The sequence below is a fragment of the Sphingopyxis italica genome (assembly GCF_011926545.1).
Classification (GTDB): Bacteria; Pseudomonadota; Alphaproteobacteria; order Sphingomonadales; family Sphingomonadaceae; genus Sphingopyxis; species Sphingopyxis italica.
Genome location: NZ_JAATIT010000001.1, coordinates 731,847 through 749,376, shown reverse-complemented (window position 1 = coordinate 749,376; position 17,530 = coordinate 731,847). Strand labels below are relative to the sequence as shown.

Below are 17,530 nucleotides of genomic sequence, written 5' to 3'. Positions count from 1 at the left end.
CATCCTTCGACCAGTTTCGGTTGAACGGCCCGTCTTTGCGCGACAGCAAACAAAGTCCGCCAGCACAAGCCACCGAGGCTCATGCTGGCGGACACGGCGGCAGCCCGGCCGCACGCGATCCTTGGGAACAAGCCCTTGGACCGCGTTTGGGCGCGTCAGAACCGGAGTTCGGCGCTGACGCCCACTTTTCTTGGTTGTTCGTAAAAGCCGTCAGTCGCCTGCGCCCCGACACGAATGGTCTGGAAGACCTTTTCGTTGGTGAGGTTGGTCGCCCAGAGGCTGAACTTCCAGCGATCACCAGTTGGGGCAAAGGATATCGACGCATTGGTAAGGGTATAGCTCGGCTGGGAGAAAATATTCTGGAAGTCATAATAGAGCCGGGTCGAGTAGAAGGTGTTGACCGAGACCCCAAGGCGCCCTGCATCGAGCTCATGGCCCCAATCGACCCCCAGGTTGAACGTCCACTTCGGGGCGCGGGTCATCACGTTACCCGACGCGTCCGCCGGGGCAACAGTGTTGCCTCCGTCGGGGCGCGGGAAAAAGCTCTGCGCGAGCGGAAAATCACGATAGCGCGCGTGGCTGTAGGCCGCCGAGCCGCGGATGTTGAGATCGTCAATCGGTTGGATAATCGCCTCGAACTCGCCACCATAGATTTTGGCGCTCGCTGCGTTCTGCAGGACGTAGCTCGGACCCGACGCGTCTTTCGCCTGAACTTGCAGATCGTCGTAGGTGTAATGGTAAACAGCCAAGTTTGTTCGTAGCCAATCGACGGGATCAACCTTGATGCCTGCTTCCCATGCCTTGATATTTTCCGGGTTGACCGGGTTCGGCGACGTACCGGCCATATTGTAGACGCCGCTCTTGAACGCGGTGCCATAGCTTGCGTAAATGCTACCGTCGGGTGCGAACTGGTAGCGGATCGCGCCGCGGTAGTTGAACTTGTTGAAGGACTTTGCGGTCTTTGGAACGACCAGGTTTCCGTTCACGACCTGTTCGAAGGTCCGCCGTTCGGTCGTATAGCGCGCTCCCACCGTGACGAACAAATTGTCGACGATCTCATATGTCCCTTCGGCGAAGCCCGCGAACGAGCGACCCGACAGTGCAGGATCGAGATTTAGCGTGGTCGGAGGGACGCCGGGTCCCGGCGACGTGACGAGATCCAACCCAGAATGGCCGCCGAACTGGTAGAAATAGCCGCCCAGGAGCCACTGGAATCGGCCGGGGTCGGCAGACGTGAACTTGATTTCCTGGCTCCCCGATTCCGTCGCAAATGTTGCAGGGAAATTACCGAGGAAGATGTTCGAGGCATCCGAATCGGTTTCCTGGTACCAGCGCAGATTCATGAAGCCGCTCGTCGCCTCGAGGTTGAAGCCGTCGAACTCGAGTTTTACATGCAGCGCCGCACTCCAGCGCCGTAAGTCCAACGTCGGAATGCTGGTCAATGACGCCTGCCAGGCGTCGGTCGGGAGAATGACGCCCGGGAAGCGACGGCCCGCCGTATTCCCATTGACCGGCTGGGGCGAATTGGTCGTGCTGTTCTGGTCGAAGAATTCGCCGGTCAGGATGACCTTGGCATTGTCGGAAGGCTGCCACAGCAGCTTGCTGCGAAAGTTGATCACTTGCTGGTCGCCGAGCGTGCCGCCGCGCACCAGATCGTCGATATAGCCGTCATTCTTGCGATAGAGGGCGGCAAAGTCGGCAGCCAATTTATCGCTAAGGCCGCCGGTGATATAGAAGCGGGCGTCATAATCGCCCGCGTCCCTGCGCATGCGGCCGTAACGCAGCGACGCCTTGCCGCGCAGGTCGAAACTGGGGTCAGGGGTAATCACGTTGATGAGGCCGCCGGTGGCGTTGCGGCCAAATGTCGTGCCTTGCGGTCCGCGCAGCACTTCCACGCGCTCGACCTCGACGAGATCGATCCAGTTGGCAGCCGACTCTGGCTGGTAAACGCCATCGACATAGGTCGCGATGTTTGGCTCGTCGCCGATCGAGATGCCGGTCGAACCGACACCGCGAATGACGGGCTGGAACACGCCCATGTTGCGGCTTCCGATGAATCCGGGAACCACCTGAGTCAACGAGCGCACCGTCGAAACATCTGCAGCCGAGAGCGAATCGCCGGTGATCGCCGTGACGGCGACAGCAACGTCCTGAAGTCGTTCCTCGCGGCGCGTAGCCGTCACGATGATGTCGGAGATGCCCGAACTCGACTGCGCCTCGGGCTCGGGTTCGGCAGCCGGGACCGTGTCCTGGGCTTGGCCGGCCGCGCTCCAGGCCAGTGCGAAAAGTGCGATACCGCCTGCGAGGGCGCGCCCGCTATTATTTCTGTTGGTCGTCATGTCCATTCTCCCTCTCCCTGATTCTTTTTTCAATTCGTCCGCACATGCTCTTCAAGAAAATCCAGCCGATCGTTTCCCCAGAATATCTGGTCGTCGACAAACATAAGGGGCGCGCCGAATACGCCACGGGCGTAAGCTTTCGACCGCGCTTCGCGATAGTCGCGCTTGCCCTCTTTCGAATCCACGAAGGCCATGACGGCATCGGCTTCGAGACCCGCCGTTGCCGCCGAGGCGCGCAATTCGTCCCGGTCTCGCGGATCGATTCCGAGGCCCCAGATGCGCCGATAGGCATCCCGCACGAAGCCTTCGGCGGCACCGTGACGGGCCGCGAAGATTGCGGCTGTGTTCCAGCCTCCGCACTCGAAGCTCGATGGAAAGGTAAGCGGCACGTCGTACCGCCGAGCCCAACGCTGCAGATCCGCGGTCAGAACCTTTATCTTCGCCGGCACCTCGCGGTTGGACGGGCCGTAATTGCCCGCCGCAATCTTTGCTTCGGGGATGTCGATGGGATGATAGGCGAGCGCCCGGCCGTGCCGACGCGCAATCTCCGGCAGACGCAACTGTGCGAGATAGCTGAACGGGCTGATGAAATCGAAGTAGAAATCAATGGTGGCGGTCATGAGACCCTCTCTTCGATTCCCACCATCTCGCGGTAATTTTGCCAGAAGCCGATGATGGCCCCTTCCGTGACAAGATGATCCGCATCATCGGCGCCGCCGCCGCCCATCGCGATATAGGATCTTGCCTTTCTGTCCGAGCTGACCGCCTGCTGCACGATCTCGACCGCCTCGCCATCCTCCATCGAGATCATGCCCGCCGGTCCGATGAGGTTCGATTGCTTGAGGCGGATCGCGTCCATCTCCGCATCATCGTCCGCATAGCCAAATTGGGTCCACACGAGCTCGAACGAATCCGGTCCGTGGGTGACGATCTGGCGAACCGCGAGCGTGTTCGAGATCTGCTGCAAAATCAGGTTGGGATAAAGGGCCAGGATGACGAGGGTGATGCCGTCCGGAAACTCACTCCGGCCCGCGAGCAGCGAAGGATCCTGGAGCGAGAAGCTCGTGTCGAAGCTGCGCGAGTCCTGATAGACTTCGCTATCGCGCGCCGCGTCGTTGCTGCCTGCCTTCGAATAAAGAAACGAATGCCGCTTGCTCTCGTCCATCAGGCATTCGCCCGTTTGCGTCGAACGATAGAGGCCGAAAGTATTGTGAAACAGATGGAGGAGGCTTGCGTGATAGGGGTCGCGCGTATTTTCGGCGTATAGCTTCCAGTTGCCGTGGATGAACTGGCGTTGATTGCCCAATATCTTGATCGGGCGGCACATGATCCGCTCGACATGCTTGGTGATGAGCGGACCGAGATAGTCCGTCAGCGGCTCCACTTCTTGCGAGAATGTCGCGAAAACCAGCCCATTCAACGCTTCGACGCGCAGCTTGACCAAGCCATGTTGCTTGAGATCGAAATCCGCCGGCATCCCCCCCTTGCCCTTGATCCCGCGGCGGAACGGGACGCCCATGAGGTCTCCGTTCAATTCATAAGCCCATTGATGATAAACGCATTCGAGATGCGGCACATTGCCTTGGCGTGCGCGGCATACCGTCGCGCCGCGATGCGCGCAGCGGTTCACAACGACATGGAGGCTCTGGTCCTTGTCCCGCGTCACAACGACCGGCGTGTCGCCGATGAAGGTCGATTTGAAATCACCGGGGTTCGGGACTTCGGCCTCGAGCGCAACGAAGTTCCAGGTGGGGCCGCGGAAGAGATGCTCCTGTTCGGCCTTGTAAAAGGCATCATCCGTGAACACGGAATATGGTATCCGGCAGCCAATGGGCTCCTCGGTGTCGGTCGACACTTTACCTACGGCCGTATCTTGAACATTGAGCATATCGCAACCTCGAAATGGGCTAAATGGGGCGGACCATCAAAGTGTCGATCAGGTCCGTGTCGAAAATCGCCTTCTTTGACCGAAAAAGAAATTTCCCGGACGAAAACACTATTTCATCGACATATTTACCAGCATTATACACAAATGACCGGCCGGTGTTTCTTGTCTGGAGCACCAGATAGTTTGTATGGGCCACAATCGCATCTGAACGAACCTCGTGAATTCGGCTGGTGCTGATGATGTGTCGGTAGTGATGGACCGGAAAAATGTTGGCGCGCCGGAGCGAGACGATGCGGTCTACAAGCATGCCCCTGCTGTCACAGAAGATCGTCGCAACCGGCAATCCGCGGTCGGCATTCTCTCGCGGCAATACGGAATAATGGCAGTCCTCGACGAACAGATCGGGCCACGCTTCGAGCTGATCGTCGTCAATCAGCTCGGCGTGCAGGGCAATAAGGTCCGTCACTTCCCGGAGGAGCTCGGTGCGAGGCAGAGTGGAAAGGTCCATAGCCTCAGCTCTCCGGCGCACCGGGAGCGTCGATCGTCACCCAGCCGTCCTCGATCGTCACTTCATAGGTCTTAAGCGGGATCTGGCAGGGATAAGTTGTCGCGGCTCCGCTCGGAATGTCGAAGGCGCCGCCATGATAGGGGCATTCGATCGTCGCACCGTCCTGATAGCCATCGGTAAGCTGCGCGTTGCCGTGCGTACATGTGTTGGCCGTGACATAAATCTGGCCATCGACGTTATAGACCGCGAGCGCCGGGAAGGCGCCTGCCGGTATCGCAACCGGCTCGCCGTCCTGGGGGGCGTCAATTGGGCACAGGCGAAGTCTCTCCATTTCAATCACATCCATCTCTTGAAATATCCTAAGGTGGTCAGCCGAGGGGGATGTCCATTCCGTAGCCCTCGGCTTCATTTCCATGGCCGAAGAGGTCGCGCAGATAATGTTCCTGCTGCGGGCCCGCCTTTTTCGCTCCCCAGCCAAATTCCCACAGCCACCCTGACGGATTTGCGCAGTAGAATGTCAGCGCTTCGTCGTTCGCGTGCTTTCCGAGCTGGAGTGCGACATCGATCTCTCGTTCGCGCACCGAGTCGTGGGCAAGGCCGAGATCATCGAGCTCGCTGTACTCGAGCATCAAATGGTTGATCCGCTTGTCCATCGGACCGAGGCCGAAAGCCACGGAATGTTGCCGGTCGTTGCAATGCATGAAATAGGGGGCAGCGACCTCACCGTTCGGCAAAGCGAGGTGGTACTCGACCGAGCCCCGCAGCCCGAGCAGCTGATAAAAGCGAACCGCTGCGGCCACATCATCTTGACGCAGGATGCAATGGCCGATCCCTTCGGCGCCGGTAACAAAACGACCGAACATCGGGCGGCCGGGATGAAAAGGGCGGTAATTGTCGACCTGGGGGCCGAAGAAGATTTCGGTGGGATTACCGCCCGGATCCTTGAGCTTGGCCAAGCCGAGGACCCGGCGCTCGCGCGCCGCTTCGTCGCTCGCTATTTCGACTTCGATATTCTGGACTGTCAGCTTCTCGACAATTTCGTCGAACTCTACCGGACCCGCAACGCGCCAGCCAAGATAGGCAAGATCGTCACCGCCATCAGCATGCAGCGTGATGCGGTGATGCCATTTGTCCATTCGCAGATACGCGCGGTCGCCTTCGCCTTCATCGACATATTCCATGCCGCCGACGCCGCACGCGAAGCTCTTCCATGCATCCAGATCAGATACCGACAAGCCTAGATAACCCAGCTCGGTCACGCCCACCATATTTCGCACTCCCAAATCTCAAGCCATTTTTGGCTTTTATACGCCTGAACCAGCCTGGTTGACGTGTCGCACATGATGCAACGCGATTCGAATAGGGCAATTCAGATCATTGTGCAACCCATTGCACAATGAGCCACGCATGCTATGTTGGGTCAATCGGGATCGGAAGAGTCCAAAGAGTTGAGCCGAAAATCGTTGATCCAATAGTTGACCTTCGAATCTCGGTGGCCGGAAATGGAGGAGAGGATGTTGCAACCTGACGGAAACGGCGCAGCCGTGGCAGAGCTTGAATCACTGCGTTCGCGTATCGATGCATGGCTCGTAAAAGACGAGGGAAGCGGCCGCTTTCAGATCGACCGGGAGGCCTTTACCGACGCGGACGTGTTCGCTCTCGAGCTGAAATATATCTTCGAGCGCAACTGGGTCTTCATTGCGCACGAGAGCCAAGTCGCAAAGCCGAACGACTTTCTCACGACTTTTATCGGCCGCCAGCCCGTCATCCTGACCCGCGACCGGGCCGGGGAATTGCATTGTCTGATCAATGCCTGCGCGCACCGCGGCGCGCGCGTTTGCCGCGAGAAGAGCGGAAACCGCCGCAACTTCACCTGCCCCTTCCACGGTTGGACCTATAATCCCGCGGGCCAACTCCTCGACGTGACAGATGAGGCTGGGGGTGGCTACGCGCCGGGCTTCAAGCGGGAAGACTATGGTCTAGAACATGTTGCGCGCATCGAGATTTACCGGGGCTTCATTTTCGCCAGTCTCAACCCCGAGGTCGTTCCTCTTGAGGACTATCTCGCGGGCGCGAAGACATTCATCGATCTCATGGTTGATCAGTCGGTCGAAGAGAAGCTCGAAGTTCTTCCAGGCGCTACGCGCTACCGCTATCGAGGGAACTGGAAGCTGCAGGTCGAAAATGGCCTCGACGGCTATCATATCGGCACGGTGCACGCGAATTACTTCATGACGGTCGCACGCCGGGTCGACGGGACATCGAAGAACGATACCAGGGCGTTCGATTTCGGTCGCTGGGCTCAGCTCGAGGGCGGCTCTTTCTCCTTCGACAACGGCCATTGCGTGCTCTGGAATGACTATGCAAACTATCAGGACCGGCCGAATTACGAAATCCTGGACTGGTTGAAGCGCGAGCGCGGCGAAGAGCGCGCTACCTGGATGAACGGCCGGATACGCAATCTGGAGCTGTTCCCTAACGTCTTCCTCATGGACCAGACGAGCACCCAGATCCGTATCATCCGGCCCATCTCGGTGGATGAGACCGAGGTGACAACCTACTGCATAGCTCCGGTGGGTGAGAGTGACGACGCCCGCGCCTTGCGCATCCGCCAGTATGAAGATTTCTTCAATGCAAGCGGCATGGCTACGCCGGACGACCTGACCGAGTTCAACAATTGCCAGGTCGGTTTCGGTGGCGGGGCTGGCCGGATGAACGACATGTCGCGGGGATCGACACGGTGGGTGCAAGGCGTCAGCAGCCACGGCGAAGCCCTGGGCGTCGACGCCATCCTTAGCGGCACGGCGGTGGCCGACGAGGGGCTTTACGTCGCGATCCACGACGAATGGATATTGCGCATGCGCGGAGCCATTGCGAGCGAAGAGGCCGAGCGCGCGTTACCCCCGAAGCCGGAGATGGCGAAATGAGCAGCGAAGTTGCGCAATGGACCGCGATCCAGCGATTTCTCGGGCGCGAAGCGGCCGCTCTCGATGCCAAGGATTGGGATAGCTGGATCGATCTATATCATCCCGATGCCGAATATTGGGTCCCCGCGTGGGATGACAGCGGCCGATTGACCGAGGACCCAAGGCGCGAGATTTCGCTGATCTATTATCCGACCCGGGCAGGGCTCGAGGACCGCGTCTATCGCATTCGGACGGGCCGGTCGTCGGCCAGTTCGCCGGCCCCGCGCACTTCCCATATCTTTTGCCTGCTCGCGGTCGACCATGAGGACGACGTCATTCGGGCGCGGACGAATTGGTCGGTGACCTCGGTCTTGGAGGATCGGCCGACCGTCTACAGTGGGTCGGCCATTTACGATCTCGAACCGATGGGCGACGCCTTTGTGATAAAACGCAAATATACCGTCGTCATCAACGACCTCGCGCAGACGATGCTCGATGTCTACAGCATTTGAGGTCGGCGTAGCGTCGCAGCAGGCCGGATTCCGGCCCTGCATCGGTACCATGGTCGGCGAGCCGGCAGGCATCGGACCCGAGGTTACCGTTCGCGCCTGGGCGTCAGGCCGCGTGCATGAGGTGTCGGTTCCCCTATTAGTGGGGTCGGCGGCCTCGGTCGAACGAGCGCTTGACCTGACTAAAGTGTCGGCCCGCCTGCGTGTCATGCGTTCGCTCGAGCCGCTCAGCGACGACCCGGCAGTCATCGATATCCTGGATACAGGTGCGCTGGACGACCGCGCGCTCCCCTTCGCGAAAGATACGCTCGAATCGGGCATTGCGACCGCCAAGTGGCTAGCCGAACTCGATGCGCTCGCGCGCGACGGGGTCTTCGCCGGCACAGTGATGGGTCCGATCAGCACCGGATCGCTTAAACTGGCGGGAAAGCTGGATATGGTGATCAGCCCGACGCCGGGCGAGAGTTATCTGCTCCTCCTCACCGGACCGCTCCGTGTCGCCCACCTCACCGATCATATGTCGATTCGGGCGGTCTGCGACCTCATCACGCCCGAGTTGATCGATACCGCCCTACAGCAAATCGACGCGGCGCTTCGAAGCTGGGGCGTCGCCAACCCCAGGATCGTGGTCGCGGGTCTCAATCCTCATGCCATCGGCGATGAGGAAGATCGTGCCATCGGTCCAGGAGTCGCGCGCGCGCGCGCGCGCGGCATCAATGTCGATGGACCATCCGCGCCCGATACCGTCTTTCGCCAATGTATCGAAGGCCGATACGATCTCGTGCTAGCGATGTTTCACGACCAAGGCCACATAGCCGTCAAGACATGGGGATTCTCGGGAAACTGCGTGATCATGATGGGGCCGCCCTATCTCCATATGTCGGTCGCACACGGCACGGCATATGACATTGTGGGAACGGGCAAAGCCGATCCATCGATGATGCTGAGTGCCATGCGGACTTGTGGGGTGCTGACCGCGGGAAAGGGCTTTTCCGAGGTTGATCGCTGACGCGCCGGCCCAACTCCGGCGTGAAGCACGGCCATTCGCGCGCTGTGCTCCAAGTCGTCCATAAGGAAATGAGATGCTCCTTTACTATGCGCCTGGCCTTTGCTCGCTGGCACCGCACATCGCGCTGCGCCGGATAGGGGCAGCGTTCGATATTGAAAAAGTCGACATGCCCACGCGCAGAACCGAGCATGGGGCCGACTTCCGGTCGATAAAGCCTTCGGGAAAAATCCCTGCTCTCCTTCTGGATTCGGGCGAGCTTCTCACAGAGACGATAGCGATCCTTCTCTATGTTGCCGACTTGGCACCGCGCGCGGGGCTCGCCCCGCCGGCCGGAACAATCGCTCGCTACACGCTGACGGACAGCCTGAGCTTCATCGCCTCCGAGCTGCACAAGAGCTTCGTGCCGCTCTTCTCCAAAACCGCGGGGCCGGAGATCCGCGCTGAGGCAAAGCGGGACGTCATGCACCATCTCCAAGCGCTCGACCTGGAATTGACCGACAAGGATTATTGCTTCGGGGACGCCTTCACCGTGGCCGACGCCTATCTCTATTGCATCCTCGGGTGGCCCTCTCGAGTGGAGATCGGTCTCGCGGGCTTCCCCGCTTTGACGCGCTACCGCGCCCGCATGGAAGAGGAGCCCGGTGTCCTCGAAGCCGTGCGAGCCGAGAGCCTGAAGTGACCGCATCAGAGGCGCCGGTTTCATTTACCGGTTGCAAACGCGTTTCTCATGGTGCAAACCATTGTCCCAAGAGGGCTGCGACATGATGGCCCGTGGAACGGAGATTGAGTGATGCTTGAAGCCGTTTGGGGGCAGGTCGCCCGACATGATGATTACATGGTTGCTGGCCAATGAGTTCGGCGCCCGACATGGTCCGGCCCGAAATCGGCAAGACATTCGTCGCTGACGGGATCAAAACCAACTATCATGACACCGGCGAGGGCAGGCCGGTCCTCCTCGTCCACGGTTCGGGCCCCGGGGTCACGGCATGGGCGAACTGGCGGCTTAATATGCCCGAGATTGCTAAGGAATTCCGGGTCATTGCTCCCGACATGATTGGCTTCGGCTACAGCGACTCGGTGGGTCGGATCACCGACAAGGCCATCTGGACCAATCAACTGGTCCGTCTTCTCGACGACCTGGAAATCGACCAGGTCTCGATGGTCGGAAATTCCTTCGGCGGCGGCGTGACGCTCGCCTTCATGATCGCCCATCCCGACAGGGTCGATCGTGCCGTTTTGATGGGAGCGGCTGGACTTGAATTCCCGCTCACGCCGGCGCTCGATTTCGTCTGGGGTTATGAGCCATCCCGCGAAATGATGCATGAGTCGCTGAAGATGCTCGCATGGGACCAGAGCCGGCTGACCGACGATCTGATCGACTCCCGTTATCACGCGAGCATCCGCCCAGGAGCGCATGAGCCCTATCATGCGACGTTCGGCGGTTCCGACCGGCAGGCCAATATTGCTATGCTGTCGAGCCGCGAGGAAGATATCGCCGCGCTTCCCCATGAAGTGCTCGTCCTGCACGGCAAGGCCGACCAAGTCATTCCGCAAGAGGTGTCGCTGCGCCTCGGAAACCTGATCACACACTCAGACGTCCGCTTCTTTGGAGAGTGTGGCCATTGGGTACAGATCGAGCGGATGGCCAGTTTCAATCGCGCCGTGATCGAATTTTTCAGTCACGGCCTAAAATTTTAAATTTCCCGGGAGAGCGGTGATGGCAATTACAGGCGTGATGCGACCAGGCTTTGTCCAGATGCGCGTCCTCGATCTCGAGGAGGCCATCCCCCATTATCGCGACCGGATCGGGCTGGAACTCGTCGGTCGTTCGGGTGACCGGGCATTTTTCCGCGGGTTCGACGAATTCGATCGACACAGCGTCATCCTGCGCGAGGCGGATATGCCCGGTCTTGATCGGATCGGCTTCAAGGTTTGCCGCGACAGCGACCTCGAAATATTCGCAGACCGTTTGCAAGCCACCGGCGTCGACGTCGAATGGATCACCGCGGGCGAGGAAGAGGGCGTCGGACGCAAGCTGCGCTTCGCGGTTCCTACCGGGCATATCTTCGACCTTTACGCCGACATGGAATTATCGGCAGACGGTCCTCCCACAAAGAACCCGGACGTCTGGCACAGTGAGCCGCGCGGCATGCGCGCTATGCGATATGATCACTCGGCGCTCAACGGCATCGATGTCGCGGGATCGGCGCGAATCTTCGTCGAAGCGCTCGATTTTTCCGTTACCGAGGAACTCGTCGACGAAGCGAGCGGCACTCGGCTCGGCATCTTCCTGAGCTGTAGCAATAAGGCTCACGATATCGCGTTCCTTGCAGGCCCCGAGGATGCGAAAATCCACCATACATCGTTCCGCCTGGAATCCTGGAACGACGTCGGAAATGCTGCCGATATCATCAGTCGCTATGATATCTCACTCGATATCGGCCCGACGCGCCACGGTATCACGCGTGGTCAGACCATATATTTCTTCGACCCTTCGGGAAATCGGAACGAGACCTTTGCCGGCGGTTATGATTATTACCCCGATAATCCTCGCCGGTCGTGGGGCGTCGAACAGGCGGGCAAGGCGATTTTCTATTATGAAAAGGCGCTCAACGACCGCTTCATGACCGTCAATACCTGACTTCCTGCGATGGTCGAAAACTACCACACGATTGCACACGGGTCCGCCTTGGAGGCGGTCGCCGCTGCCGTAGGGCATGGCACCGCCGGCGGAACGCCCGTGGTCGCTGCGGTCGTGGGCGCGTCGGGGGAACTGGTCGCGTTCCTGAAAGGCGGCGCGGCTCCCTTTCACTCCGAAAAGATCGCTCAGGACAAAGCCTTCACGGCCGCAAGTTTCAAAGTGCCGACGGCAGCGGTCTACGAACTGGTCTCGGGCTCCGAAGCCTTATGCAACGGCATCGCGCATCAGCCGCGGGTCGTGATGTTCGGCGGCGGTGTCCCGATCATAGTCGATGGGAATTGCATCGGGGGAATTGGAGTCTCGGGCGGCTCCGAGGAGTTCGACATCGCCTGCGCCCGGGCAGCCGCCGCCTCGATTGGTGCGAAGGAGTTCTGAATGGTACAGGTTCAACAGCTTGCGGTCGAACCGGAAGAGAGAAACCGACCTGTCGCTGCGGATATCTTGAACTTTATCGACGGACGGTTCGTAAAGGGCGGCTCGGGGGCGACGTTCCCCAACATCGACCCCGCCACCGGTCGGGAGACGGGGCGCGTTCATGAGGCGACCCGTGAGGATGTGGATCGCGCTGTAGCGGCGGCCAAGCGTGCGCTCACAGGACCTTGGGGCAAAATGACAACAGCCGAGCGCATTCGGCTCATCGCTGCTGTTGCGGATGAGATCGAACGGCGCTCGGAAGACTTTCTCGATGCAGAAGTGGCCGATACGGGCAAGCCGAGAGCGGTCGCGGCGCACATCGATGTTCCGCGCGGCGCGTCGAACTTCCGGATGTTCGCCGACATCGTCACGACCCTCCCGACAGAATCGTTCGGTACCCCGACGCCTGACGGGAGCGGTGCGATCAATTACGCTGTGCGTAAACCGAAGGGTGTCATCGCGGTCGTCTGCCCGTGGAATTTCCCGCTCTTGCTGATGACCTGGAAAGTCGGCCCGGCGCTGGCCTGCGGGAACACCGTGATCGTCAAGCCGTCCGAAGAGACGCCGCGGACGGCAGCCCTTCTCGGCGAAGTGATGGACGCGGTCGGAATGCCCACGGGGGTCTACAACGTCGTCCACGGCTTCGGCCCCGGCGCAGCAGGCGAGTTCCTCACCGCCCATCCGGACGTCGATGCCATCACCTTCACAGGCGAAACCGGCACCGGGCAAGCCATCATGAAGCAGGCTGCCGTCGGCGTTCGCGACATCAGCTTCGAACTCGGCGGCAAAAATCCAGCGATCGTCTTCGCCGATGCCGATCTTGAGAAAGCAGCCGAAGGCATTTCGCGCGCCGCCTTTCTGAATAGCGGGCAAGTGTGCCTGGGGACCGAGCGTGTCTACGTCGAGCAATCCGTCTTCGAACCTTTCGTAGCCAAGCTTGCCGCTGCCGCTCGCGCACTGAAACCCGGGGACAAGGGTGATCCGCATTACCTCGGGCCGATGATCAGCGAAGAACATCGGCAGAAAGTGCTCGGATATTATGAGCGGGCGATCGCCGAAGGGGCAATCGCCGTTACGGGCGGCGGGGTACCCAACGTCGATGCCGCGGCGGCGGGCGGGTTCTGGGTCGAACCCACAATCTGGACCGGCCTCGCTCATGATTCGACCGTCATGCGGGAGGAGATTTTCGGTCCTTGCTGCGGGATCATTCCCTTCGACACCGAAGACGACGCGATAAGTTGGGCGAACGACACGGATTATGGCCTGTGCGCTACCGTCTGGACAGAAAATCTCTCTCGAGCTCATCGCGTCGCGGCGGCAATGTCCGTCGGCGTGTGCTGGGTGAACTGCTGGTTCCTGCGCGACCTGCGCACGGCATTCGGCGGTTCGGGGCAATCGGGAATAGGCCGCGAGGGCGGAGCGCACAGCCTCGAATTCTACACCGAGCTCGAAAACATCTGCGTGAAGATATGATCATGTCCGAACAAAATACACTTGACCCTGACATCATTGAAGAAGCAGCGATCGCCCTGCGAACGGCGGCCGAAAAGCGCTCGCCGATCCCCCCGCTTCGCGAAAGCCTCAGCGGCGGTGGCGTCGCGGCGGCCTATGCGGTGCAGGAATTGAACACCCGCCACGCACTCTCCTCGGGGCGCCGTCTCGTCGGACGCAAGATCGGGCTTACCTCGCGGGCGGTCCAGAAGCAGCTCGGCGTGGACCAGCCCGACTATGGCATGCTCTTCGCTGATATGGATGTGCCCGAGGGCGAGCCGATCGGGCTCGGGCGGGTCATCCAGCCAAAGGTCGAAGCGGAAATCGCGATCGTGGTCGGGCGCGACCTCCTTCAGCCCGACCTTACGATCGCCGAACTGATCCGGGCGGTCGAATATGTCGTGCCCGCGATCGAGGTCGTGGACAGCCGCATCGCCAATTGGGACATCCGGATCTTGGACACCATCGCCGATAATGCTTCGAGCGGTCTGTTCGTGCTTGGCGCCGTTCCGCGCAAGCTCGACGGGCTCGACCTACGCGCGTGCGGGATGGTGATGGAATGCCGCGGCGAGCCTGTTTCTGTCGGCGCGGGCGTCGCCTGTCTTGGCAGCCCGATCAGTGCCTCCTTGTGGCTGGCGCGCGTCATGGCACGCGAAGGCCGTCCGCTTCTTGCCGGAGATGTTCTTCTGTCGGGCGCTCTCGGACCCATGGCAACCGTCGCGGCCGGCGACGTCGTCGAGGCCAGAATCAATGGAGTCGGGACCGTCAAAGCGGCGTTTGCAAGCTGAGGCGATCAACCGGAAAGGGATAAAGAGATGGCGAAGACGAAATGCGCGATCATCGGATCGGGCAACATCGGCACCGATCTCATGGTCAAGATATTGCGGGGCTCGAGCGAACTCGAACTTGCCGTTGTGGTAGGAATAGATCCCGCCTCCGAAGGCCTTGCGATGGCGCGCGCGCGCGGCGTAACCACGACCCACGAAGGTATCGATGGACTGCGCGCGCTTACGAATTACCCTGACATCGAGCTCGTTTTCGACGCGACCTCAGCCTATGCGCATGTCGAACATGCCAAGGCCCTCGCAGCGGATGGAAAGCTTGTCGTCGATCTGACGCCCGCCGCGCTCGGCCCTTTCGTGGTACCGCCGGTCAACGCAGCGGTCTCCTCGGGCGCTCGCAATATCAATATGGTCACGTGCGGCGGACAGGCGACGATCCCGATTGTCGCTGCGGTGTCGAGCGTCACGCCGGTCCATTATGCGGAAATCGTCGCGTCGGTTTCGTCCCGGTCGGCCGGACCCGGTACAAGGGCCAATATCGACGAGTTCACGCGCACCACGGCCAAGGGCATCGAGGTTGTTGGGGGAGCGGCCAAAGGCCGCGCGATCATCATTCTCAATCCGGCCGACCCGCCGATGATCATGCGCGACACGATCTTCACCCTGACCGACTTGGTTGACGAGAGCTTGGTCTGCGATGCCGTCAAGGCGATGGTCGCCGAGGTCCAGCGTTATGTGCCAGGGTATCGATTGAAGCAGGACATTCAGTTCGAACGGTTCGGATCGAACCGGCCGCTAAAGATCCCGGGCTATGGCGAATTCGAAGGAATGAAGACCAGCGTCTTCCTCGAGGTCGAAGGCGCCGGCGACTATTTGCCAAAATATGCCGGCAACCTCGATATCATGACCGCTGCGGCAAAGGCTGCCGCCGAAGTCCTCGTGCGTCAGACGGGGAGAATCGCAGCATGACCTTCGATCCATCCAGCCAGTCGCTTTACATCCAGGATGTAACGCTCCGCGACGGGATGCATGCCATCCTTCACATGTATGGCACCGACAGCGTGCGAGCCATTGCAAAGGCGCTCGACGCAGCCGGGGTCGATGCCATCGAAGTCTCGCATGGCGACGGCCTCAACGGGACATCCTTTAATTACGGGTTTGGGGCCCACACCGATTGGGAGTGGATCGAGGCAGCGGCTGATGTCATCGAACATGCGGTGCTGACGACGCTTCTGGTTCCGGGCATCGGAACGGTCGAGGAACTGAGGCGCGCGCACAGTCTCGGCGTCCGCTCGGTGCGCGTCGCTACCCATTGCACCGAAGCCGACGTTGCAAAGCAGCATATCGGGATTGCGCGGGACCTCGGCATGGACGTCTCTGGCTTCCTGATGATGAGCCATATGATCGATCCCGAAGCGCTCGCGCAGCAAGCCTTGCTCATGGAGGGATATGGCGCCCATTGCATCTATGTAACCGACAGCGGCGGAGCCCTCGACATGGACGGCGTCCGGACCCGCTTCGAAGCTTACGATCGGGTCCTCAAGCCCGAAACGCAGCGCGGGATGCATGCGCATCACAATCTCTCGCTCGGCGTCGCAAACTCGATCGTCGCGGCGCAGGCCGGCGCGGTGCGCATCGACGCCAGTCTCGCCGGCATGGGTGCCGGGGCGGGCAATGCCCCCCTCGAGGTTTTCATCGCCGCCGCCGATCGCAAGGGCTGGAAGCACGGGTGCGACGTGATGGGCTTGATGGACGCCGCGGAAGATATTGTGCGGCCACTGCAGGACCGCCCGGTGCGCGTCGATCGCGAGACTCTCAGCTTGGGCTATGCAGGCGTTTATTCCAGTTTCCTGCGCCATGCCGAAAAGGCGGCCGAACAATATGGTCTCGATACCCGCCAGATCCTGGTCGAGCTCGGCAGGCGGCGGATGGTCGGCGGCCAGGAAGATATGATCGTCGATGTCGCCCTCGACCTCGTTCGGGACCAGGAACTGGCGGTGTCGCAATGAGCGATTTGGCAAGTCTGGCCGAAATCCTGGACCGGGCCGCGCACGAACGCGTGGCTACGCCGCAGTTGACCCATGCCCGACCCGAGCTGACGGTTGAGGACGCTTATGAAATCCAGCGACTGTCCATCGATCGTCGCCTCCAGCGCGGCGAGCGGCGTGTCGGCGTCAAAATGGGTCTCACGAGCCGGGCCAAGATGCAACAAGTGGGCGTCGACCAGATGGCTTGGGGCCGACTCACCGACAAGATGCTGATCGAGGAAGGGGGCAGCCTTGCGCTCGCTAACTTCGTCCACCCACGCATCGAGCCGGAAATCGCCTTCCTGATGTCGGCTCCCCTCGCCGGTAGGGTTACGATGGCCCAGGCGCTCGCCGCGGTTGCCGCGGTGGCGCCTGCGATGGAGGTGATCGACAGCCGATACGAGAATTTCAAGTTCGCGCTCGCCGATGTCATCGCTGACAACAGTTCTTCCTCGGGCTTTGTCGTCGGAAGCTGGAACGACCCGCACCAGGATATCTCGAATCTCGGGGTCATTCTCGAAATCGACGGCGAAGTCGTCGAAGTGGGGTCCAGCGCCGCCATATTGGGGCATCCGCTACGATCGCTCGTTGCGGCCGCGCGCATGGTGTCGGAGGGCGGCGAGCGCATCGAGGCCGGGGATATCGTCCTGGCGGGCGGGATCACAGCTGCTCCGACCCTTGCCAAGGGTCAGTCGATCCGCACGACTGTCCAGAATCTCGGATCAGTTTCGATCAGGGTTGATGCCTGATGCCGATTATCGAGGTCACCTTGCTCGAGGGACGAACGCCGGAGGCGAAGGAAGCTCTCGTCGCGGCGCTGACCGACGCCGCCGTATCCGCCGTCGGGGCGCCGATCGAGTCGGTTCGCGTCATCCTGCGTGAGGTTCCCGCAGCACATTTCGCAGTTGGCGGCCAGTCGTTCGCCGCGCGGCGCGCGCGCGAGTCCGGGGGATAGT

At 60.7% G+C, this 17,530-nt stretch carries 19 protein-coding genes; 13 read left to right on the top strand and 6 right to left on the bottom strand.

Annotated elements, in window-relative coordinates:
- Positions 1 to 155: 155 nt before the first annotated feature.
- The 6 genes from GGR90_RS03265 to bphC form a co-directional block, all read right to left on the bottom strand.
- On the bottom strand, positions 156 to 2,345 hold the full coding sequence (locus GGR90_RS03265) for a TonB-dependent receptor (RefSeq protein WP_245198381.1): 2,190 nt from the start codon (positions 2,343 to 2,345) through the stop codon (positions 156 to 158).
- A gap of 23 nt (positions 2,346 to 2,368) precedes the next feature.
- A complete protein-coding gene (locus tag GGR90_RS03260; protein WP_167919384.1) occupies positions 2,369 to 2,959 on the bottom strand; it encodes a 2-hydroxychromene-2-carboxylate isomerase in 591 nt (196 codons plus the stop codon).
- Positions 2,956 to 4,146, bottom strand: coding sequence for an aromatic ring-hydroxylating dioxygenase subunit alpha (locus tag GGR90_RS03255; protein ID WP_306997167.1), 1,191 nt, complete (start codon positions 4,144 to 4,146; stop codon positions 2,956 to 2,958). The genes GGR90_RS03260 and GGR90_RS03255 overlap by 4 nt, the downstream gene beginning before the upstream one ends.
- Before the next feature lie 100 nt (positions 4,147 to 4,246).
- Complete coding sequence (locus GGR90_RS03250) at positions 4,247 to 4,735, bottom strand: aromatic-ring-hydroxylating dioxygenase subunit beta (protein WP_105998640.1); 489 nt, start codon at positions 4,733 to 4,735, stop codon at positions 4,247 to 4,249.
- Between the two features lie 4 nt (positions 4,736 to 4,739).
- Complete coding sequence (locus GGR90_RS03245; protein ID WP_037557710.1) at positions 4,740 to 5,066, bottom strand: non-heme iron oxygenase ferredoxin subunit; 327 nt, start codon at positions 5,064 to 5,066, stop codon at positions 4,740 to 4,742.
- 37 nt (positions 5,067 to 5,103) lie between these two features.
- Entirely contained in the window at positions 5,104 to 6,003 is a 900-nt protein-coding gene (gene bphC, locus GGR90_RS03240) for a biphenyl-2,3-diol 1,2-dioxygenase (protein ID WP_167919382.1), read from the bottom strand.
- A gap of 246 nt (positions 6,004 to 6,249) precedes the next feature.
- Between bphC and GGR90_RS03235 the strand changes: the two genes are divergently transcribed.
- From GGR90_RS03235 to GGR90_RS03175, 13 genes are all read left to right on the top strand, one after another.
- On the top strand, positions 6,250 to 7,662 hold the full coding sequence (locus GGR90_RS03235) for an SRPBCC family protein (protein WP_052182494.1): 1,413 nt from the start codon (positions 6,250 to 6,252) through the stop codon (positions 7,660 to 7,662).
- Positions 7,659 to 8,153, top strand: coding sequence for an aromatic-ring-hydroxylating dioxygenase subunit beta (locus GGR90_RS03230; RefSeq protein ID WP_037557632.1), 495 nt, complete (start codon positions 7,659 to 7,661; stop codon positions 8,151 to 8,153). The genes GGR90_RS03235 and GGR90_RS03230 overlap by 4 nt, the downstream gene beginning before the upstream one ends.
- Positions 8,137 to 9,159 carry a PdxA family dehydrogenase gene (locus GGR90_RS03225; protein WP_052182495.1) on the top strand — a complete coding sequence of 341 codons (1,023 nt, stop codon included), beginning with the start codon at positions 8,137 to 8,139 and terminating at the stop codon, positions 9,157 to 9,159. The genes GGR90_RS03230 and GGR90_RS03225 overlap by 17 nt, the downstream gene beginning before the upstream one ends.
- Positions 9,160 to 9,232: 73 nt before the next feature.
- On the top strand, positions 9,233 to 9,838 hold the full coding sequence (gene gstA / locus GGR90_RS03220) for a glutathione transferase GstA (protein WP_105998636.1): 606 nt from the start codon (positions 9,233 to 9,235) through the stop codon (positions 9,836 to 9,838).
- A gap of 188 nt (positions 9,839 to 10,026) precedes the next feature.
- Positions 10,027 to 10,857: an alpha/beta fold hydrolase gene (locus GGR90_RS03215; RefSeq protein WP_231732772.1), complete on the top strand. Its 831-nt coding sequence runs from the start codon at positions 10,027 to 10,029 to the stop codon at positions 10,855 to 10,857.
- Between the two features lie 19 nt (positions 10,858 to 10,876).
- The gene (locus GGR90_RS03210; RefSeq protein ID WP_037557638.1) at positions 10,877 to 11,800 is read left to right on the top strand and encodes a catechol 2,3-dioxygenase; all 924 of its coding nucleotides are present in this window, start codon (positions 10,877 to 10,879) and stop codon (positions 11,798 to 11,800) included.
- Between the two features lie 9 nt (positions 11,801 to 11,809).
- Complete coding sequence (locus GGR90_RS03205; RefSeq protein WP_037557639.1) at positions 11,810 to 12,235, top strand: GlcG/HbpS family heme-binding protein; 426 nt, start codon at positions 11,810 to 11,812, stop codon at positions 12,233 to 12,235.
- Complete coding sequence (locus GGR90_RS03200) at positions 12,236 to 13,747, top strand: 2-hydroxymuconic semialdehyde dehydrogenase (RefSeq protein WP_167919380.1); 1,512 nt, start codon at positions 12,236 to 12,238, stop codon at positions 13,745 to 13,747. It begins immediately after the preceding gene.
- A gap of 2 nt (positions 13,748 to 13,749) precedes the next feature.
- On the top strand, positions 13,750 to 14,553 hold the full coding sequence (locus GGR90_RS03195) for a 2-keto-4-pentenoate hydratase (protein WP_037557713.1): 804 nt from the start codon (positions 13,750 to 13,752) through the stop codon (positions 14,551 to 14,553).
- Between the two features lie 27 nt (positions 14,554 to 14,580).
- Positions 14,581 to 15,516, top strand: a complete 936-nt coding sequence (locus GGR90_RS03190; RefSeq protein WP_037557641.1) for an acetaldehyde dehydrogenase (acetylating) — start codon at positions 14,581 to 14,583, stop codon at positions 15,514 to 15,516.
- Positions 15,513 to 16,556: a 4-hydroxy-2-oxovalerate aldolase gene (gene dmpG / locus GGR90_RS03185; protein ID WP_037557643.1), complete on the top strand. Its 1,044-nt coding sequence runs from the start codon at positions 15,513 to 15,515 to the stop codon at positions 16,554 to 16,556. The genes GGR90_RS03190 and dmpG overlap by 4 nt, the downstream gene beginning before the upstream one ends.
- The gene (locus GGR90_RS03180) at positions 16,553 to 17,323 is read left to right on the top strand and encodes a 2-keto-4-pentenoate hydratase (RefSeq protein WP_037557645.1); all 771 of its coding nucleotides are present in this window, start codon (positions 16,553 to 16,555) and stop codon (positions 17,321 to 17,323) included. Before dmpG ends, GGR90_RS03180 begins: the two co-directional genes overlap by 4 nt.
- Complete coding sequence (locus tag GGR90_RS03175; protein WP_037557646.1) at positions 17,323 to 17,529, top strand: 2-hydroxymuconate tautomerase; 207 nt, start codon at positions 17,323 to 17,325, stop codon at positions 17,527 to 17,529. The genes GGR90_RS03180 and GGR90_RS03175 overlap by 1 nt, the downstream gene beginning before the upstream one ends.
- Position 17,530 lies beyond the last annotated feature (1 nt).